Source organism: Paraburkholderia sp. RL17-337-BIB-A, assembly GCF_046025895.1.
Taxonomy (GTDB): Bacteria; Pseudomonadota; Gammaproteobacteria; order Burkholderiales; family Burkholderiaceae; genus Paraburkholderia; species Paraburkholderia fungorum_C.
In genome coordinates, this window is the sequence record NZ_JARESY010000001.1 from 400,263 (window position 1) to 419,230 (window position 18,968).

The following is an 18,968-nucleotide window of genomic DNA, read 5'->3' on the forward strand; positions in this document are numbered from 1 at the left end:
TTCGAATTCACTCTTGGACTAAGCCGCCGAGGCCCTTCCGACCCCGGAGCGCACGTGCATGAACCGCACGCCGCGAACCAGCCGAAGCCGCGACGCAGACACCGATCCGATGACCACCGGTTTTCTTCAGAAGATTTTTGGCAGCCGCAACCAGCGGCTAGTCAAGCAATATCAAAAGACCGTCACGGCGATCAATGCGCTCGAACCGCAGATCGAGCAATTGACGGACGACCAACTGCGCGCCAAAACGGGTGAATTCCGCCAGCGCGTCGCGAGTGGCGAGTCTCTCGACAAGCTCCTGCCGGAAGCCTTCGCGGTGTGTCGCGAGGCCAGCAAGCGGGTGCTGAAAATGCGCCACTTCGACGTGCAGCTGATCGGCGGCATGGTTCTGCATTACGGCAAGATCGGCGAAATGCGTACCGGCGAAGGCAAGACGCTCGTCGCCACGCTGCCGGTGTACCTGAATGCGTTGTCGGGCCGCGGCGTGCACGTCGTCACTGTCAACGACTACCTGGCACAACGCGACGCCGAATGGATGGCGCGTCTGTACAACTTCCTCGGTTTGTCGGTCGGCATCAATCTGTCGCAGATGGATCATGGCGCGAAGCAGGAAGCGTACGCCGCTGACATCACGTATGGCACCAACAACGAATTCGGCTTCGACTACCTGCGCGACAACATGGTCTACGAGACCGACGCGCGCGTGCAGCGAGCCCTGAATTTCGCGGTGGTGGACGAGGTCGACTCGATCCTGATCGACGAAGCCCGTACGCCGCTGATCATTTCCGGCCAGGCCGAAGATCACACCGAACTCTACGTGCGCATGAATGCGCTGCCGCCGCTGCTCGAACGTCAGATCGGCGAAGAGAAAGCGGATGGCACCGGCGTCGAAAAACCGGGCGACTACACGCTGGACGAGAAAGGCCGCCAGGTCTTCCTGACGGAATCGGGTCACGAAAAGGCCGAGCGCCTGCTCGCCGAATGGGGCCTGATCGGCGAGGGCGAAAGCCTGTACGCGCCGCAGAACATCACGCTGATGCACCACGTGTACGCCGCACTGCGCGCGCACACGTTGTTCTTCAAGGATCAGCATTACGTGGTGCAGAACGGCGAAGTCGTGATCGTCGACGAATTCACCGGCCGTCTGATGTCGGGCCGCCGCTGGTCGGATGGCTTGCATCAGGCCGTCGAGGCCAAGGAACACGTCAAGATCCAGAGCGAGAACCAGACGCTCGCGTCGATCACGTTCCAGAACTACTTCCGCATGTACGCCAAGCTGTCCGGCATGACCGGCACGGCCGATACCGAAGCGTACGAATTCAACGAGATCTACGGTCTCGAAACGGTCGTGATCCCGACCAACCGTCCGCCAAAGCGGATCGACAAGCAGGATCAGATCTACAAGACCGCCAAGGAACGCTATGACGCGGTAATCCGCGACATCCGCGATTGCCACGAGCGCGGTCAGCCGGTGCTGGTCGGCACCACGTCGATCGAAAACTCGGAACTGCTGTCGCATCTGCTGAAGCAGGCCGGTTTGCCGCACGAAGTGCTGAACGCCAAGCAGCACGCGCGTGAAGCTGAGATCGTCGCCGAAGCGGGCCGTCCGAAGCGCGTCACGATCGCTACCAACATGGCGGGTCGCGGTACTGACATCGTGCTCGGCGGCAACGCGGAAAAGCAGGCGTCGTTCCTCGAACAGGATGAAACGCTTTCTGACGAAGAGAAGCAACGCCGTATTCAGAAGCTGCACGACGAATGGCAAGCGTTGCACGATCAGGTGAAGGCCGCGGGCGGTCTGCACATCATTGGCACCGAGCGTCACGAATCGCGCCGGATCGACAACCAGTTGCGCGGCCGTGCCGGCCGTCAGGGCGACCCGGGTTCGTCGCGCTTCTATCTGTCGCTGGAAGATCCGCTGCTGCGCATCTTCGCGGGCGATCGCGTGCGCGCGATCATGGACCGCCTGAAGATGCCGGAAGGCGAGGCGATCGAGGCGGGCATCGTGTCGCGTTCAATCGAATCGGCGCAGCGCAAGGTTGAAGCGCGCAACTTCGACGTTCGCAAGCAATTGCTCGAATACGACGACGTGTCGAACGATCAGCGCAAAGTGATCTATCAGCAGCGCAACGAATTGCTCGAAGCAAACGACATCACCGAAACCATCGGCGCAATGCGCCATGGCGTGATCGCCGATATCGTTCACGGGTTCGTGCCGGCCGGCAGCATCGAAGAGCAGTGGGACGTGCCCGAGCTCGAGGAAGTGCTGCGCAACGAATGGCAGCTCGACCTCGCGATTCAGGAAATGATCAACGAGTCGAACTCGATCAGTTCGGACGAAATTCTCGAAGCCGTTGAAGCCGCCGCGGACGAAGCGTATGAATCGAAGGTCGAACAGGTCGGCCGCGAATCGTTCAGCGCGTTCGAACGTTCGATCATGCTGCAAACGCTGGACCGTAGCTGGCGCGAACATCTGGCCGCGCTCGATCATCTGCGCCAGGGTATCCATCTGCGCGGTTACGCGCAGAAGAATCCGAAGCAGGAATACAAGCGCGAGGCATTCGAACTGTTCGCCGCGATGCTTGATGCCGTGAAGCTCGAAGTCACCCGGGTGGTGATGAACGTGCAGATCCAGTCGCCGGAACAGCTGGAACAGGCTGCCGAGCAGTACGAAGAGCAGGGCAACCACCTCGAAAACGTCGAGTTCCGTCACGCCGAATTCGCCGAAGCGGCCGCCGCCGCGGCCGCGCCTGCCGCGGCGGAAGCAGCCACTGCGGCGATGATCGGCGACGCAATGAGCCATGCCTCGTCGCATGGCGTCGCCTCGGACGTGAGCGTGGACAGCGTGCCGAAGGTCGGCCGTAACGACCCGTGCCCGTGCGGCAGCGGCAAGAAGTACAAGCAGTGCCACGGCAAGATTGCGTAATGCCGAATGCGGCGCGCTTTTGAGCGCGCCGCTTCGTTTTGCGTGATGCTTCGCTAGTGATTTCGTGGTGGTTCGGCATACGTCCGAGCCATCAGTTTCCATTTCCTCGATGCCGGCGCCCGCCGGCATTTCTTCGACAGGTCGCGACCATGGCTGTCAATTTCCCTTCGATCGATCCCGCTCAACTCCACCCTGTCGCCGGCGTCACGCTGGGCTGGGCGGAGGCGAATATCCGCAAGCCGAACCGCAAGGACGTGCTGGTCATTTCCGTTGGCGTTGGCGCGACGGTAGGCGGCGTGTTCACGCAGAATCGCTTTTGCGCTGCGCCCGTCACGGTGTGCCGTGAGAATCTGGAGCGAGTGCGCGCGGGCGGCGCGCCGATTCGTGCGCTGGTGATCAACACCGGCAATGCGAACGCGGGCACGGGCGAACCGGGCCTCGTCGCAGCGCGCGAAACCTGCGCCGAACTCGCGCGTCTCGCGGACATCACGCCGGACCAGGTGCTGCCGTTTTCGACGGGCGTGATTCTCGAACCACTGCCGGTCGATCGTCTGAAGGCGGGTCTGCCGGCCGCGCTGGCGAACCGCAAGGAAGCCAACTGGTACGACGCCGCTCAGGCGATCATGACCACGGACACGTTGCCGAAAGCCACCTCGCGCCAGATCACGATCGACGGCCACACGGTCACGCTCACCGGCATCAGTAAGGGGGCCGGCATGATCAAGCCGAATATGGCGACCATGCTCGGCTTCCTCGCGTTCGACGCCGCTGTTGCGCAACCGGTGCTCGACGCGCTGGTCAAGCACGTGGCGGATCGCTCGTTTAACTGCATCACGATCGACGGCGATACCTCGACCAACGATTCTTTCATCCTGATCGCCTCGGGCCAATCGAGCCTGCCGGCGATCACGTCCACCGATTCGCCCGCTTATGCAGCGCTGCGCGACGCGGTGACCGAAGTCGCCCAGACCCTCGCACAACTGATCGTGCGCGACGGCGAAGGCGCGACCAAATTCATGACCGTGCATGTCGAAGGCGGCTCGAGCGTCGGCGAATGCCGCCAGATCGCGTATGCGATCGGCCATTCGCCGCTCGTGAAGACGGCCTTCTACGCATCGGATCCGAATCTCGGCCGCATTCTCGCGGCCATCGGCTATGCCGGCGTGGACGATCTCGACGTCGGCAAGATCGATCTGTATCTGGACGACGTGCTGGTCGCGACCGCCGGTGGCCGCAATCCGGCCTACCGTGAGGAAGACGGCCAGCGCGTCATGAAAAAGAGCGAGATCGGCATTCGCGTCGTACTCGGCCGCGGCAATGCGCAAGCCACGATCTGGACTTGCGATCTGTCGCACGACTACGTGAGCATCAACGCCGACTATCGTTCGTAACCAGGTTCCTCATTAGGGTTTTTTACGCGGCTTTTCTGGCCGCTCAACTCACTGCCATGGACAAACTCGAACAGTTTCTGACCCGGGCCGAAGCCGTGCTCGTCCGCCTCGAAGCGATGCTTCCGCCCGCTGCACCGCAGATCGACTGGTCGGCGGCGGTCGCCTTCCGCTGGCGCAAGCGCCAGGGGCGCGGCTATCTGCAACCGGTTCCCGCTATCTCGTCGATCACGCTCGACGACCTGCAAAACATCGATCGCCAGAAAGGGTTGATCGAACAAAACACGCGTCAATTCGTGCACAAGCAGCCGGCCAACAACGTGCTGCTGACGGGTGCGCGCGGCACGGGCAAGTCGTCGCTGATCAAGGCGTGCCTGAATGCGTATGCGAAAGACGGCTTGCGCCTGATCGAAGTGGATAAAGACGATTTGCACGACCTCGGCGACATCGTCGATCTGATCGCGCAGCGGCCGGAGCGCTTCGTGGTGTTCTGCGACGACCTCTCGTTCGAAGACGGCGAGTCGGGCTACAAGGCGCTGAAGGTCGCGCTGGACGGCTCGATCGCTGCCCAGTCGGACAATGTGCTGATCTACGCAACGTCGAATCGCCGCCATCTGCTGCCTGAGTACATGAGCGACAACGAGACCTACAAGCACACGTCCGACGGCGAGATCCATCCGGGTGAACTGGTCGAGGAAAAGATCTCGTTGTCTGAGCGCTTCGGGTTGTGGGTCAGCTTCTATCCGTTCAAGCAGGACGATTATCTGTCGATCATCGGCCACTGGCTGCGGCATTTCGGCTGCGACGACGCGGAAGTCGAAGCAGCACGTGGCGACGCGCTGGTGTGGGCGCTGGAACGTGGTTCGCGCTCGGGGCGCGTCGCGTGGCAATTTGCACGCGACTGGTCCGGCCGGAAGACCCCGGCATGAGCCACACGCAGACGAATGCCGACGGCCGCAAGGTCACGGAGGTGGCCGTCGGTGTGCTGATTCAGCCGGACGGACGCTATTTGCTGGCGCAGCGCCCGGCCGGCAAGCCGTACGAAGGGTACTGGGAGTTTCCGGGTGGCAAGCTGGAGGCGGGCGAGTCGGTCGAGGCCGCGCTGGCCCGCGAGCTGCATGAGGAGCTGGGTATCGACGTGAAGGCGAGCTATCTTTGGCACACGCTCGAACACGATTACCCGCACGCCTATGTGCGGCTGTTCTTCTGCAAGGTGACGGAGTGGACCGGCGAGCCGCACGGCCGCGAAGGTCAGGCATTTGTCTGGCAGACGCTGCCGGCGGATGTCTCGCCGTTGTTGCCGGCGACGATTCCCGTGCTGGAATGGCTCGCGGCTGAAAAGAACTAGAAGAATGGCACGTGGGCGCGTGCGGCGCTGCGGGAGCAGCGTCGTGCCGCACGACTCTCAAGCACGGCCCAAGCACGACCCAAGCACACCGCTGCGTGCGTCTACAGCCTGCCGCGCTCAATGCGGGTTGTAATCCCCGCTAGGCGACTCATCCGACGGCGCTTCTTCATCTGTGCCACCTATCTTGTACTTCTCAGTGGCCCAGGCACCAAGGTCGATCTGCTTGCAGCGCTCGGAACAGAACGGGCGGAAGCGGCTTTCAGGGGTCCAGCGGACGTCCTTACCGCAAGTGGGGCATTTGACGACAGTAGGCATACGGTCAGGCAGTCAATCGGAAACGGAACAAGTAACGAATATAGGGGCATTTTTCGCCGCTTTAAAGGCGCGCGGCCCCGCGAGTCAGTTCCTGCAATGCGGGCGCCACAACCCGGTTTCTACAACGCGGGCGCTACAGCCCGGTTTACAGGCTGCAAAGCGTGAGCTGGAACGGAACGTCGACATCCACTGCGCGCGGACGTAAATCGCCGTCCTGCACCGTGAAGCGCACCCAGAGCATGTACTTGTTAGCGCTTGCCTCGGGAATCACCCGCAATTCAGGTGCCACCCGTACCTGCATCAACTGGTATGAACGGCCTGATAGCATCTGCTGATAGCTGCCCTGCATCGCCATGACCTTGGAAGCCTGACCCGATTCGCGCGCGAGGCGCAGCACGATGGTTGCCGCGTCGCGCAACGGCAGCAGTGGCGTGACCCATTTGGCGATGTCCTGCCGGCGCTGATCGGGATGGATCTGCTGCCACGCATAGTACGAAGGCAAATCGAACTTGCAGGTGCCGCCCGGGATGATTGCGCGGCTGCGGATGCTGGCGAGCCACTCGTTGTCCGCCAGATGCTGGCCGGTCTTGCCTTGCATCTGCGAAAGCCCCGCCAGGGTCTGCTCGATTTCCCCGAGTACGGCCTCTAAAGCGTTCTGCTCGATGCCCGGATTGCCGCGGAACGGCGCCAGTGTTTGCCGTTGGCGCTCGAGCTCTTTCATCAGATCGGACTTCAGATCCGCGCGACCCGCAACCTCTGAGATTTCGAACAGCGTGGTCAGCGCGACGTGATGTTCCCTGGCGTCTTCCTGAGTCAGAAAGAACGTGAAGCGCTCGAACAGATCTTCGAGGCGCAATAGCGTCCGGATTCGCTCGTTGAAGGGATACTCGTAAAGGATCAAGCGGGCTCGCCTCGGGCGTGGTCGGTGACGGGAATGCAGAACATTCTAATGCCGTGAGACTACCCTAGCAATCACGCACTTTTTGAGCGCGCTTTCGCAACTTTTTTCACGTGTTTCGGGCGGTTTCTGCGTGCTTCGGCTCGGGTGCCGCGGCAAAGTTCAATGGATGATGGGCACAGGCATGGTGTGCATGGCTGCATGTGCCGCCCATGCAGGGCTTATTGCACGCTCACGTTGTACGTATGCGGCACCTAGGTGTCGTTTCCTACGGGCTCATTGAACGCCTATCGGCGATATCGCCTGGCAAGCCCCGGTCCGCACATTCTCAAACACCCGCTAGCGAAAGATAGACGCGATGCTGCGCATCAACCTGCGCCTTAAGCGAGTCGAGCGGCGCGTTGTCGTTGTCGATGACGTCGTCGGCGGCGGCGAGGCGCGCTTCGCGCGTCGCCTGGCGGGCGATGATTGCCAGCACCTGTTCACGGCTGAAGCCGTTGCGACTCATCACGCGCGAGATTTGCGTGTCGACGCTGCAATCGACGGTCAACACACGATTTACGCGGGTCTTCCAGCTACCCGATTCCACCAGCAGCGGTACCACCACGATCACATACGGCCCTTGCGCCTCATTCCACTCGCGCTCAGTCTCCGCACGAATCAACGGATGGGTGATGCTTTCGAGCCGTTCGCGCGCGCCGTCGTCGCCAAACACCAGCGTGCGCATGCGGGCGCGGTCGAGCGAGCCGTCCGCGGCAACGAACGCATCGCCGAACTCCGCGGCGATCTGCGGCATCGCGACACCGTGCGGCGCCGTGATGCGATGCGCGATCAGGTCCGTGTCGACAAGGGGCACGCCGTGCGCGGCGAACAGATCGGCGACGGTTGATTTGCCGCTGCCGATGCCACCTGTCAATCCCACAGCAAACATGGTTCAGCCCCCCAGCGCCAGATAAAGCGGTGTGCCGAGAAATAGCGTAACAGCACCGCCCGCAGCGAGAAACGGCCCGAACGGCAGCGGCTCTTCGAAGCGCATGCGGCCGCGCCATGTCGCCACGAGACCGATTACCGCGCCCGCGACTGCCGCAATCAGCACGATCTGCGGCAGGGCCGCCCAGCCGAGCCATGCGCCCAGCGCGGCCAGCAGTTTGAAATCGCCATAACCCATCCCCTCGACGCCGCGCACCAGCCGGAACAGCCAGTGCACGGCCCACAGCACCAGATAGCCGAAGATCGCGCCCAGCACGGCATCGTGGAGGCTCGCGAACATGCCGTTGAAGTTCACGATCAAGCCGGCCCACAGAAGCGGCAGTGTCATGGAGTCAGGCAGCAGATGGGTGTCGATGTCGATCGCGCTCATCGCAAGCAGTACGGCGCACAGTCCGAAGGCGGCCAATGCCATGCCGGTCGGCCCATACAGCGTGAGTGCCCCGGCCGCGAAGGCGGCGCTGGCGATTTCAACCAGCGGGTAGCGCAGGCTTATGCGTGCCTTGCATGCGGAGCAGCGCCCGCGCAACAGCAGATAGCTCAGTACCGGCAGGTTCTCCCACGCGCTGAGCACGTGGCCGCAGTGAGGGCACGCGCTGCGCGGCACCCACAGGTTGTAGCGGGCGGGCAAGCCGTCGCCTTCGAGCGGTGCTTCGGTAGTCTCGCTGACCTCCTCGCGCCACGCACGCTCCAGCATGATCGGCACCCGATGCACCACCACGTTCAGGAAGCTGCCGATCACCAGACCGAATACGACTGCGAAGGCAATCTGCAGGCCGCTGGGCAAGCTGCCGAATGCGAGGCCGAGGCCGCCTGCGAAGTGGCCGGGCAGCAGGCCCGAAAACAGGCTGGAAGAAGTATCTGACACGAGCGGAATGGTGGCCTGCATATATAAAGGGTGGGATTCGGCTGCGATGCTACACCACGTTGCCGAGTTGAATAATGGGAAGATACATCGCGATCACCAGCCCGCCGACCAGCGTACCCAGCACGATGATGACCAGCGGCTCGCACAAGCTCGAGAGCGTGCCGATCTTTTCGTCTACCTGACGATCGGCGAGGGACGCCACGTCGATCAGCATCGTGTCGAGCGCGCCGGACTCCTCGGCAACAGCAACTGGCTGGACGAGCTCTGGCGGAAAGCACTGCGCCGCGCGCATTGCCGCGGCGAGCCGTTCGCCGCGCCGCAGCCGGGCCGCAATTTCCACGGTGGCGCGATCGAAGAAAGCGTTGCCGGTGGCGTGAGTCAGTGAATGGAACGCATCCGCGAGCGGTGTGCCAGCCGACAGCAAGGTGCCGAGCGCGCGGCTCCAGCGCGCCGCGCACAAGGTGCGCAGCAACGGACCGGCGACCGGCATTGTCAGCGACAAGCGCGCGAAGCGGATACGCGCTGCTTCGGAACGTCGTAGCAGAAACGTCACAGCCGAGGCCGCCGCGAAGACCGTGACGACTAGAGGAATGCTCCATCGCGCGGCGCCTGCCGACAAAGCCAGCACGAACTGCGTGGGCGCGGGCAGTTTCGCGCCGAAGCCGTCGAAGATCTGCTTGAAGGTCGGCACGACCCAAACCAGCAGCGCTACGGTAATTGCTATCGCCAGCAACAGGATCGCGACCGGATAGGTCAGCGCCGCGCGCACCTTGGCACGCTGCGCGGCCGCGCGTTCACGGTCGTCGGCGATGCGGGCGAGGACGGCCGGCAGCGCGCCGGCTGCTTCGCCGACCTCGACGAGCTGACAGTACAGCGCGTTGAATTGCGCAGGATGCCGCTGCAACGCCGCGGAGAAGCGTAAGCCACCGGTGATGTCGCGCGCCAGCGCGCCGACGATTCGCGGCATGCCTTGCCGACGCGAACTCTGCGCTTGCGCCAGCAGATCCAGCGAAGGGGCGAGCGGCAAACCCGCGCGCAGCAGACTGGCGAGCTGGCGGGTGAAAACAGTGACGTCGGCGCTGCGGGTGCGGGGACGCCGCGCTGACCCGCGTGCCGTGAGTTCGACGATGAACAGCTTTTCGCGCTTGAGCATGGCTCGCGCAGTGCTGACGTCCGGCGCGATGAGCGCCCCGGTTTTCCGCATACCGTCGGCATCGACGCCGCGCCATCTGAAGCGCATCTCGGCCACTGGCGGTGGAGAAGTCGCTGCGGCGCTCATGCGACCTCGGTGGCGGCGAGCGCCTCCGCAAGGCTCGTGGTGCCATCGCGCACACGCGCCAAGGCCGCGTCACGCAAGCTGGCAACCCGTTCGGTCTGCGCCAACCGGGCCAGTTCATGGCTGCCCGCGCGAGCCACGATCAACTCGCGCATCGCGTCGGAGACGGGCATCACCTGGTGAACCCCGACGCGGCCCCGATAGCCAATGCCGTGGCAAGCCGCGCAACCGATGACGCCAAAGGGTTGCCAGCCATCGAGCTGATCGTCCGCGAACCCCGCTGCCCGCAGCGCCGCAGCGGATTGCGGCGCGGGTGCGCGGCACGCTGCGCAAAGCCGCCGCACGAGCCGTTGTGCCGTGACCATCCTCAGCGCGGCGGCCAGGTTGTATGGCTCCACGCCGATGTCGATCAGGCGCGCGACGGCAGCAGGCGCGTCGTTTGTGTGCAAGGTCGACAGGACGAGGTGGCCGGTCTGCGCGGCCTTCACGGCAACATCGGCGGTTTCGTCGTCGCGGATTTCGCCGACCATGATCACATCGGGGTCCTGACGGAGAAACGCTCGCAGCGCCACCGCGAATGTCAGGCCGGCCTTTTCGCGCACACTCACCTGAGTGATCCCCGCCAATTGAATTTCCGCCGGATCTTCCACTGAGCACAGATTGCGCGCCTCGTCGTTAAGCATGTGCAGGAAGCAATACAGCGACAGCGTCTTGCCGCTGCCAGTGGGTCCGGTGACGAGTACCAGACCGTGCGGCGCGCGAATCGCGGCATCGACCGCGTGACGTTGCTGTGGATCGAGACCGAGCGAGTCGAGCGAAAGATCGGTGGGCAGCGCGTCGAGCCTGCGCAGCACCAGCTTTTCGCCGAACAGGGTAGGCAACGAGTTGACGCGATAGTCTTCGACACGGCCGGGCGACGTGGCAAGACGCAGCCGGCCGTCCTGCGGCACGCGCCGCTCGGCGATATCCATGCGCGCCAGCACTTTTACGCGCGTGATGAACGCGTCGCGCAGATGTGCGGGCGGCCGAGGGATTTCATGCAGTACGCCGTCGATGCGCAAACGCACGCGCCAACCATGCTCCTCCGGTTCGACGTGCAGGTCCGAAGCATTGCGGCGGGTTGCCTCCTGCAACGTGTCGGTCAAGAGGCGTACGGCAGGTGCGTTGTCGGAATCAGCGAGACTTGGGGTGAGGTTGGTACTGGCGCTGGCCTCGGCAGCAAACGCGTTGTGCTTTGGTTTGGCTGGGTTTTCGCTATCGAAGGCGACGGGCCGCGGCGATGCCGCGGGTTGAAAAGATCCTTGCATGAGAGACCGGTGATGAGCCGCCTGTAGAACACGACGACGCCATCATCCGGCAAGGCCGCCAGCATCACCATTCAGCCAATCGGCTAATGGTGCGCACCGCGCCGGTATGCGATGCTGCGGGCTCAGAGGGCTCAGAGGGCTCAGAGGGCTCAGAGGGCTCAGAGGGCTCAGAGGGCTCAGAGGGCGACCACTCAACCCCGCAGCGCCTTGCCTGCCTTCGCTCGCACTGGCGGTCTGAACAGCTTGACAGTGCGAATCGCCTGGTCGTCGCTGCGCATCACTTCCAGCTTCAGCTCGCCGATCTGCACGCACACGTCGCCGTCGGGAATGTCTTCGAGTATTTCGAGAATCAAGCCATTGAGCGTTTTCGGCCCGTCCGTTGGCAGTGCGAGAAGCAGCCAGCGGTTCAGTTCGCGCAGCGGCATGCTGCCCGCGACGATGCATTCGCCCTTCTCGTTCCAGCCGCCGCGAGAATTCGCGCTGCGCGGAATCGTCGTGGTGAATTCGCCGATCAGTTCCTCGATGATGTCTTCCGGCGTGACGAGTCCTTGCAACTCGCCATATTCGTTGACGATCAGCGCCGTGCGGTGACGGCTCTCCTGGAAATACTGCAGCTGCTGGAATACGGGCGTGCCGGTCGGCACGAAATACGGTTCGGCGAGCAACTCGCGCAGCGTCTCGCGCTCCAGTTCCTGGTTGTGCAGGGCCGCGAGTGTCTTGCGCACGTGCAGTACGCCGAGCACCCGGTCGATGTCGCCTTGATAGACGATCAGCTTGTTGTGATAGCAGGTTTCCAGCTGATGCAGGATCTGTTCGAACGGCGCGTCGAAATCGAGCGCTTCGATGCGGCGGCGCGGGATCATCACGTCGTCGACGGAGATGTTCTCGAGATCGAACAGGTTCAACAGAATGCTGCGGTGCTTGGTCGGCATGAAGCTGCCTGATTCGAGCACGATGGTGCGCAGCTCTTCGGTGGAAAGCCGCTGATCGTGCGCGCCTTTGGTGTTGATATGCAGCACGCGCAAGATCGTGTTCGCGAACAGATTGACGAACCAGACGAGCGGCTTGCCGACACGCATCATCGGTGCGATCAGCAGGCTGGCCGGCAGCGCGATCTTCTCCGGGAACGTGGCGCCGACGATCTTCGGCGTGATTTCCGCGAACACGATAATCAGAAACGCGACGATGCCGGTCGCGATGGACAGCACGACGTTATTGCGGCCAAACGTATGGAGTGCGATCGAGGTGGTCAGCACCGGAATGATCGTGTTGAAGAGATTGTTGCCGATCAGGACCACGCTCAATAGCTGGTCGGTGTGCGCCAGAAGACCCTGAGTGGTCTTCGCGCCGAGCGCATTCTGGTTGGCAAGGTGTTTCAGGCGATGGCGATTGATCGCCATCATCGCCGTTTCGGAAATCGAAAAGAAGCTGGAGCAGATAAGCAGCAGAAAGACGGCGCAGATCTGCGCCCATAAGGGAAGTTGTTCCACGCTTAGTGAAGGATAGGGACGGGATGGAGAGAATATAGCAGAGCGGGGTGGGCGAGCCGCCTGCCCGGGCGGGCTGAGGCGCGGCAGCGGTGCTGCTACCATTCCCTCAACGCGCGCGCGATCGCGCCGAGGGCGCGCATGAATTCAGGCGTGAGGCCCGCTTCGATGTGCCTGTCGGGGTGGATGCCCGCGCCGTCGAGAAACGCCTCGCTTAGCGCGAGCAGCGCCGACGTGGTGGCGTCGCGGCTGCCCGATTGCCGCTCCTGGGGTTGTTCTTGCGGTGCGTCGTTCAGGCTCACCGGCGTGTTCGCGCAGGAGACCCTGATGAGGCCGCCGTGACGAAGCGCCGCTTTCACTTGCGAATGTTCACCGTATTGAGGAACAGCGGCTTGGGCGGCGCGTTCAGTCGCCGGCGCGGATTCGCCATACGCAGCGTGAGTGGCTGCCATGGCGGTTGCAATCGGCGCAGGCGTGCTGTCCGACGGCCTAGGCGTTTGCGCGTTTGCAATCCTGAGCCGTAGTGGCGCGCCGTGTTCCGGCGCGTCGTCTCGCAGCGCGAAACCGTGCAGTCCGTCTGTTGGGGTGGCTTCAAAGCCGCTAGCGGCCCGGCCGCCCGCGAGGTCGGCGAACAAGTCTGATGAATGCCCTTCGGTTGGATTCTCCCAACCCTGCCTTGGCGCGCCAAATAGCGCAAGCGGGTCGACCGGCGTGTCGAGCAGCCCGTCCAGCTCGACGGACGGCGGCTCGCTAGCAGACTGGCCGTCAAGGCGCCCGAATACCAGGGGTTCCATGGGCGGCGTTGCAAACCTGGCCGATTTGCCGTCTGCGATGTCTGGCCGAGGCAAATTCGGATCCTGTGGGATGGCGCCGGATGGCCTGCTGATCTGAAAGTCCCAAGCCGGCGGCAATGTCTCGGTCGCCTGTAAGACATAACTGCCGATATTGACGATATCGCCGGACTGCAAACGGATCTCCTGACCCGCGGCGATCGGCTTGCCATTCACCGTCAGCGCCGCGGGCCCGCCGATATTCAGGAGGCACCATGCGCCGTATTGCGCGCGGATGACGGCGTGGCGCTCCGCGACGGTATCGTCGTCAGGCAGCCTGAGCGTGCTGTCGGCCGCGCGGCCGATGTTGCCGCCCTGGGGCACGAAGCTTGCGCATGCGCCGCTGGCAAGCGCTTGACCGTGGCTAGCGAGAATGGTGAGCTTAAGAGACGGCTGGAGCATCGTAACGTTTCCTGCAGCGAGCGATTCTCATGGACACGAGAACGCTTTCATTTGAGGTAGCTGGAACGGGTTGTAACTACTGTTCGCGCTCACGCGAAGCGCCAGTTTCCGGCCGCTGAAATCAAAGGTGGCGATAAAGCTTTCGGGCGCGGCGCCCGGCGTGATGCGCGCCTTATCGAATAGCCGATAGAGCGCCCACGGACCTTGGGTTTGCACGCCGTCGGAACCGGTTTGCGTGCTGATTTGCAGGCTGACGAGGCCGACGCCCCGCTCGCCCGGCCATTTCACTGCCATTGGGAGTGGCGGCCCATGCGCATAGCGCATCGTCTGCCCGTCGATATTCAGCGCGTATTGCGTGATGCCCGGGTCCAGTTCAAGCGGCGTCAATTCGATCTGTAGCGACGGTGTTGCCGCGCCGGTAGCGAAAAAGACGTTGCGAATCGTTTCCGCGTTCTGGAAAGCGCTGAGCAAATGGCTATCCGCGATCATCTTGCCGCTGGCGTCGCGCCGGAATGCCCAGCGGCCGTCGCGGACGTCGACCTGCGACGCCAGATTCTTCTGGAAGAAGCTGTCCATCAGTCCGCCTGAGGCGAACAACCGCGTGAAATCGTCCAGCGCGACGTCGCGGTTCGAGCCGCGTGCAAACGGGTAGCGCCCGGCGATGACCTGCCGGCACAGTGGGCCGAGGCTGCCTTGCGCATCCTGCGCGACGTTGCGCCGTGCCCCCCCGCTGACCTGCAGCGCGCTCGCCTGCGACAGGTCGCCGACAATCTTTCTCAACGGCGCCGGCAGACGTCCCGCGTCGGCTTGCAACTTATTGAAGACGTCGGTTTGCGGCGGCGGACTGCCGCTTGCCAAGGCGGCATCGGCAGCGGTGAGATAGCTATACAGTTCGTCGAGCACACGCAGATTGCCTTCCAGCGGGGTGACGCCTGCGGCGCTGGCGCCGCCGGCTGTCATCAGACGCCGCAAGGGCTCGAAATGACTGTCGACGATGCCCTCCGGCTGGTCGTCCGCGACGGGCGCCGACATGCCAGGCGAAGCGTGGCCGAACATCGCGCTCAGCGATTCTTTCGCTTCGCCAATGCGTTTTTGCAGTGCGCCCGGCGCGGGCTGCTCGCTGCCGGCGCGCGCGCGCAACAAGGTTGTTTCGTCGGCGGCGGCTTGCAGGAATTGCTTGAGCGGCGAATCGGGCGCGGACAAGGTGCGCGCTATCTGCATGCTTTGCGCAAGCGATTGGCTATCCACGATGCTTAGATCGTTCAGGTAAGCGTCCCATGCCTGGATATAGTCGTTCAGGAACATGCGGCGGATTTCCAGGGCGATGCGTGCGTTGTCGGTTGCGGGCGTTGGGTGGATGCCGAGCACCCACGGGTCTTCGCTTTGCAAGCGGGCCGCCGCCGCGGCGACGCGCGGTTCGAAACCATCCCAGTAGCCGTGATAGGTGTAGAGGCTCGCTATGCCGTCGGTCAACGGCTTACCGCTTCGGCGTGTCAATACGAGTGCTGCTTGCGGGCCACCGGCGCCGGCCACCGTGACGGGCTCGTTGCGCATCGTGCGCAGCAGTTCGCGACTGAGCTGGTGGTTGGCGCGTTGCGCGGGCGATTCGTGCGCGAGCCGCGCGCGCACCGCGTCCACGAGCGGCGCGTTGAACGCGAACGGCGACGTGACGACGCGTGACGCGAACAGGTTCGCAAGATGCGCTTCCAGGCGTGCGCGTTCGTCCTGCGTCAGGTCGGAGGGCAACGCGCCGCGGGTGTCCAGGGACAGCCACGCGGTGAGAAAGCCGCCGTCGTAGCGGGACGCGTCGTAAAGCATCAGATAGGCTTTGAGCGCTTCGTACGAATAGTCGGCGTCGTCGGCCGGCGCGTCGGCCAGCATGCGCTCGATGCGTGCAGCGGCCTGCGGCAACAGTTTTTCGTCGAGTGCGCGTCGGTAGAGCGCGTCGCTTGCTTCGCGGATCCTGGCGCCTTGATAAAGCCCCATACCGTAACGCCATCCAGGCGGCGCGTCGGTGTCGACATTTTCGCTACGCGGCAACGCCCGCAGGGTATCGAGCAACGGCGATAACGGCTGCAAGTCGCCGGCTGTCAGCGCGATGGGCTGCGCTGACAGTCGATTCAATGCGCCGACGTGCATGGACACTTCATCGAGGTAGGCTCGATTGTGCGCGTAACTGATCGCCCAGCCGGCCAGCAGCCCGACGAGCCCGATACCGACCATTGCGGCGATCATCGTGTGCACGACGAAACGCCGCCGTTGCGAGTCGCGGCTTGAACCCGCGAATCCCGCATCGGCGAATACGGCCTCGCGCAGCCATTGCTTCAGAAAGTAGCTGTGCAGACCCGGCGGCGCGGCGGCCGCAGGCAGTGAATCGGCGATGCCCATCTGCTGGCGGGTCGCCGGCAGCACGCGATCGATACCCAGGCCGCCTTGTAGCGCGCTCGTGAAATAGACGCCGCGCGGCAGCAGATTGGTTTCAAGCGGCGAGGGCCGAAACAGCGCCTCGCAGAAGTCGACCAACGGCTCCTCGATGCTCGCGAATTGCTGCGGAAACAGAAAGGCGCGCGCCCGGCTAACCAGATCGGGCTCGACGATCAGCACGTCGCGCAAGCCATCCGTCAGGCGTTGCTGCAACGCTTGAAAAGCGCGCTGGCAGGTCTCGGTCAACGCGCTGTCGCCGGATTCCAATGCCGCACCCCACACCTGCGCCCGGCCGTCGCGATTCAGTCCGGAAAAATAGGCGCCGAAGCCGTCGAGGCGATCCATCCGGGTGATGCACAGATAGACGGGTACACGCATGCCGAACGTGCTCTGCATCAGTTGCAAAGGCTTTCGCAGCCGCGTTGCATAGGCCGCGCGCCCGGCTTCGTCGAGTGTCAGCAAGGCGTCCACGCCGACTGCGAGGACGACGCCATTGAGCGGCTGGCGTGGGCGATGGCGCTTGAGCAACGCCAGCAGTTCGCGCCATTCCGCGTTGCGCGCGTCGGCGGCATTGGCCGCATCGAGGTACGCGCCAGGCGTATCGACGAGAACGGCATCGTTGCTGAACCACCAATCGCACGCGTGAGTCGGCTCCGTGCCTCGGCTGGCGGCGCGCGCGGCCTGCTCGGCCATCGACAGTTCGAGCCCGCCATTGAGCAGCGCGGCCGTTTTGCCGGCTGCGCCGCTGCCCACGATCAGATACCACGGCAAACGGTACACGTGCCGCCCAGTGAGTCTGTCGAACCACGTGGCAAGCCGGCCGGCAGGGACGGTGGCGTGCCGCAGCACGTAGCGCGCGTGATCGAAGCGCGCGCGCAGGTCGTCGAGGCGTTGATGCTGGGCGTCTTCGGCGGGGTCGGTCCGCGATACGGAAGATGCGCGGCGCAACGGCTCCGGCAGCCGTGACTCGCGCGTGCGCCGAGCCTGCCGCCACGTCCACGTGAGCAGCACCACAGCGATCAGTGCATAGCGGGATCGTTCTGGTTCCAGTGGCCGCGTATCGCCGAACGCCAGCATCGGGCCCGCGATCCAGATCAGCGAGATGAGAAGCGCGAGCCACGCCAAACTTGCCCAGCCGAGTTGGCGCAACAGCGCCGCCGGCCATCCGGCAATGCGTTTCAGGCTATTCATCGGTCCGCCTTCGGCACAAGCTCCGGGCGCGCGGACGAGGCGGGATACACCGCGATCTCGACGCGCCGGTTGCGCGCGCGGCCTGCCGCTGTTGCGTTGCTGTCGATCGGTTGCTGGTCGCCGCGTCCGGCGACTTTCACGGGCCGGCTGGGGTCGAGGCCGGCCGAGATCAGCCATTGCCTGACGGCTTCGGCGCGGGCCAGCGAGAGCGCGAGATTCGACGCGAAGCGCTGGTCGTGGATCGGCTGATTGTCGGTGTGTCCGGTGATCAGGATGTCTCCCGGCACGCGATCGAGGCTGGCCGCAAGATGGCTGAGTACCGGCAACGCGGCCTCGCTGGCGACAGCGGATCCGGAGCCGAACAGTCCGTCGCCGCGCAACGCGATGACGCTGCGATCGCCTTCGTCGCGCACGCTAAGCGCGCCGCTCTGCACGTCGGCCTCAAGCAGCGCGGCGACGGGCGGCACGCGGTCGAGCGCGCGCTGCGAAGTCACTTCCGGCAGGCGGATCGCGTTGATCGCCGCAGTTGTGCGATCACCGTAAGCATTCGTGGCAAGCAGAAACGCGACGAAGCTCGCGCCACCGAGCAGCGCGGCGCCTGCCAGCCACATCCACAGGGGCATGCCGCGGCGGAGCGCGCGCGCCGGCGTGCGGTCGGCGGCGCACCAATGCGGCGATAGCGGCAATGCGTAGCCGCCTGCCGTCTCATGCAGCAACTTGTGCAGGCGCCGCGTCAGCGTTTCGAGTTGTGCGGCGCCGTTCTGGATCACGCGATAGCGTCCTTGAAATCCCAGCGCGAGACAGAAAAACTGCAGTTCGATGAGGTCGCGATGTTCGCGCGGCTGCGCCGACAAACGGGCGAGCAGGTGGAAGAACTTTTCGCCGCCCCACGTTTCGTTATGAAACGCGACGAGCAAACTGTGCGCGGACCATGCGCCGCTGCCGCCCCCCGGCGCGAGTGCGGCGGCTTCGTCGAGCGCGGTGCACAGGCAATAGCGCGCGCCGACGATCGTTTCGATCGACACGGCCGCCTGCTGGGCGCGCGTCTGAAAACGCCGCATTTCCGCGACGAGGAATGCGCGCAGACGCTCCGGTGTCACTGTCGCGTTGAGACGGATCTGCGCAAGCGCTTCGAACAGTGGCAGCGCGGCGGCGACGAGTGGATTGGACGCATAGGCCGAGGGTTGCGCGAACGGCGTCTCGAATCCTGACTCAAGCCGTGATTCAAGCCGCGACGCCGGTCCTGCCCCGACCGCCGGCGATGACTGCCTGGTTCCTGTGCGCTGCGCAGGCGCTGCTGCGATGGATGACATGTTTATTC

Annotated in this window: 14 protein-coding genes; 4 read left to right on the top strand and 10 right to left on the bottom strand. The window is 64.0% G+C overall.

The annotated features are described in order from the left end of the window. The first annotated feature begins 109 nt into the window (after positions 1–109). The 4 genes from secA to P0D84_RS01930 all read left to right on the top strand — a co-directional run bounded on the left by secA (position 110) and on the right by P0D84_RS01930 (position 5,662). The gene (gene secA, locus P0D84_RS01915; RefSeq protein ID WP_408339608.1) at positions 110–2,926 is read left to right on the top strand and encodes a preprotein translocase subunit SecA; all 2,817 of its coding nucleotides are present in this window, start codon (positions 110–112) and stop codon (positions 2,924–2,926) included. A gap of 149 nt (positions 2,927–3,075) precedes the next feature. Next, a complete protein-coding gene (gene argJ, locus P0D84_RS01920; RefSeq protein WP_408331970.1) occupies positions 3,076–4,317 on the top strand; it encodes a bifunctional glutamate N-acetyltransferase/amino-acid acetyltransferase ArgJ in 1,242 nt (413 codons plus the stop codon). Positions 4,318–4,373: 56 nt separating this feature from the next. Further along, positions 4,374–5,243 (top strand): ATP-binding protein, encoded by an 870-nt coding sequence (locus P0D84_RS01925; RefSeq protein ID WP_408331972.1) that lies wholly within the window; start codon positions 4,374–4,376, stop codon positions 5,241–5,243. Next, positions 5,240–5,662, top strand: coding sequence for an NUDIX domain-containing protein (locus P0D84_RS01930; protein ID WP_408331974.1), 423 nt, complete (start codon positions 5,240–5,242; stop codon positions 5,660–5,662). The genes P0D84_RS01925 and P0D84_RS01930 overlap by 4 nt, the downstream gene beginning before the upstream one ends. Before the next feature lie 117 nt (positions 5,663–5,779). Here the strand turns inward: P0D84_RS01930 and yacG are convergent, their stop codons facing one another. From yacG to tssL, 10 genes are all read right to left on the bottom strand, one after another. Beyond that, the gene (yacG, locus tag P0D84_RS01935) at positions 5,780–5,977 is read right to left on the bottom strand and encodes a DNA gyrase inhibitor YacG (protein WP_323046636.1); all 198 of its coding nucleotides are present in this window, start codon (positions 5,975–5,977) and stop codon (positions 5,780–5,782) included. Positions 5,978–6,122: 145 nt separating this feature from the next. After that, positions 6,123–6,878, bottom strand: a complete 756-nt coding sequence (gene zapD, locus P0D84_RS01940; RefSeq protein ID WP_091798841.1) for a cell division protein ZapD — start codon at positions 6,876–6,878, stop codon at positions 6,123–6,125. 325 nt (positions 6,879–7,203) lie between these two features. Further along, on the bottom strand, positions 7,204–7,806 hold the full coding sequence (coaE, locus tag P0D84_RS01945; protein ID WP_408331976.1) for a dephospho-CoA kinase: 603 nt from the start codon (positions 7,804–7,806) through the stop codon (positions 7,204–7,206). A gap of 3 nt (positions 7,807–7,809) precedes the next feature. After that, on the bottom strand, positions 7,810–8,751 hold the full coding sequence (locus P0D84_RS01950; RefSeq protein WP_408331978.1) for a prepilin peptidase: 942 nt from the start codon (positions 8,749–8,751) through the stop codon (positions 7,810–7,812). Between the two features lie 28 nt (positions 8,752–8,779). Further along, entirely contained in the window at positions 8,780–10,009 is a 1,230-nt protein-coding gene (locus tag P0D84_RS01955) for a type II secretion system F family protein (RefSeq protein ID WP_408331980.1), read from the bottom strand. Beyond that, positions 10,006–11,313: a GspE/PulE family protein gene (locus P0D84_RS01960; protein ID WP_408331982.1), complete on the bottom strand. Its 1,308-nt coding sequence runs from the start codon at positions 11,311–11,313 to the stop codon at positions 10,006–10,008. The genes P0D84_RS01955 and P0D84_RS01960 overlap by 4 nt, the downstream gene beginning before the upstream one ends. A gap of 191 nt (positions 11,314–11,504) precedes the next feature. Continuing rightward, on the bottom strand, positions 11,505–12,803 hold the full coding sequence (locus P0D84_RS01965) for an HlyC/CorC family transporter (RefSeq protein ID WP_408331984.1): 1,299 nt from the start codon (positions 12,801–12,803) through the stop codon (positions 11,505–11,507). Between the two features lie 95 nt (positions 12,804–12,898). Further along, positions 12,899–14,032 carry an FHA domain-containing protein gene (locus tag P0D84_RS01970; protein WP_408331986.1) on the bottom strand — a complete coding sequence of 378 codons (1,134 nt, stop codon included), beginning with the start codon at positions 14,030–14,032 and terminating at the stop codon, positions 12,899–12,901. Positions 14,033–14,059: 27 nt separating this feature from the next. Next, the gene (tssM, locus tag P0D84_RS01975) at positions 14,060–17,647 is read right to left on the bottom strand and encodes a type VI secretion system membrane subunit TssM (protein WP_408331988.1); all 3,588 of its coding nucleotides are present in this window, start codon (positions 17,645–17,647) and stop codon (positions 14,060–14,062) included. After that, complete coding sequence (gene tssL, locus P0D84_RS01980) at positions 17,644–18,960, bottom strand: type VI secretion system protein TssL, long form (protein WP_408331990.1); 1,317 nt, start codon at positions 18,958–18,960, stop codon at positions 17,644–17,646. Before tssL ends, tssM begins: the two co-directional genes overlap by 4 nt. Positions 18,961–18,968 lie beyond the last annotated feature (8 nt).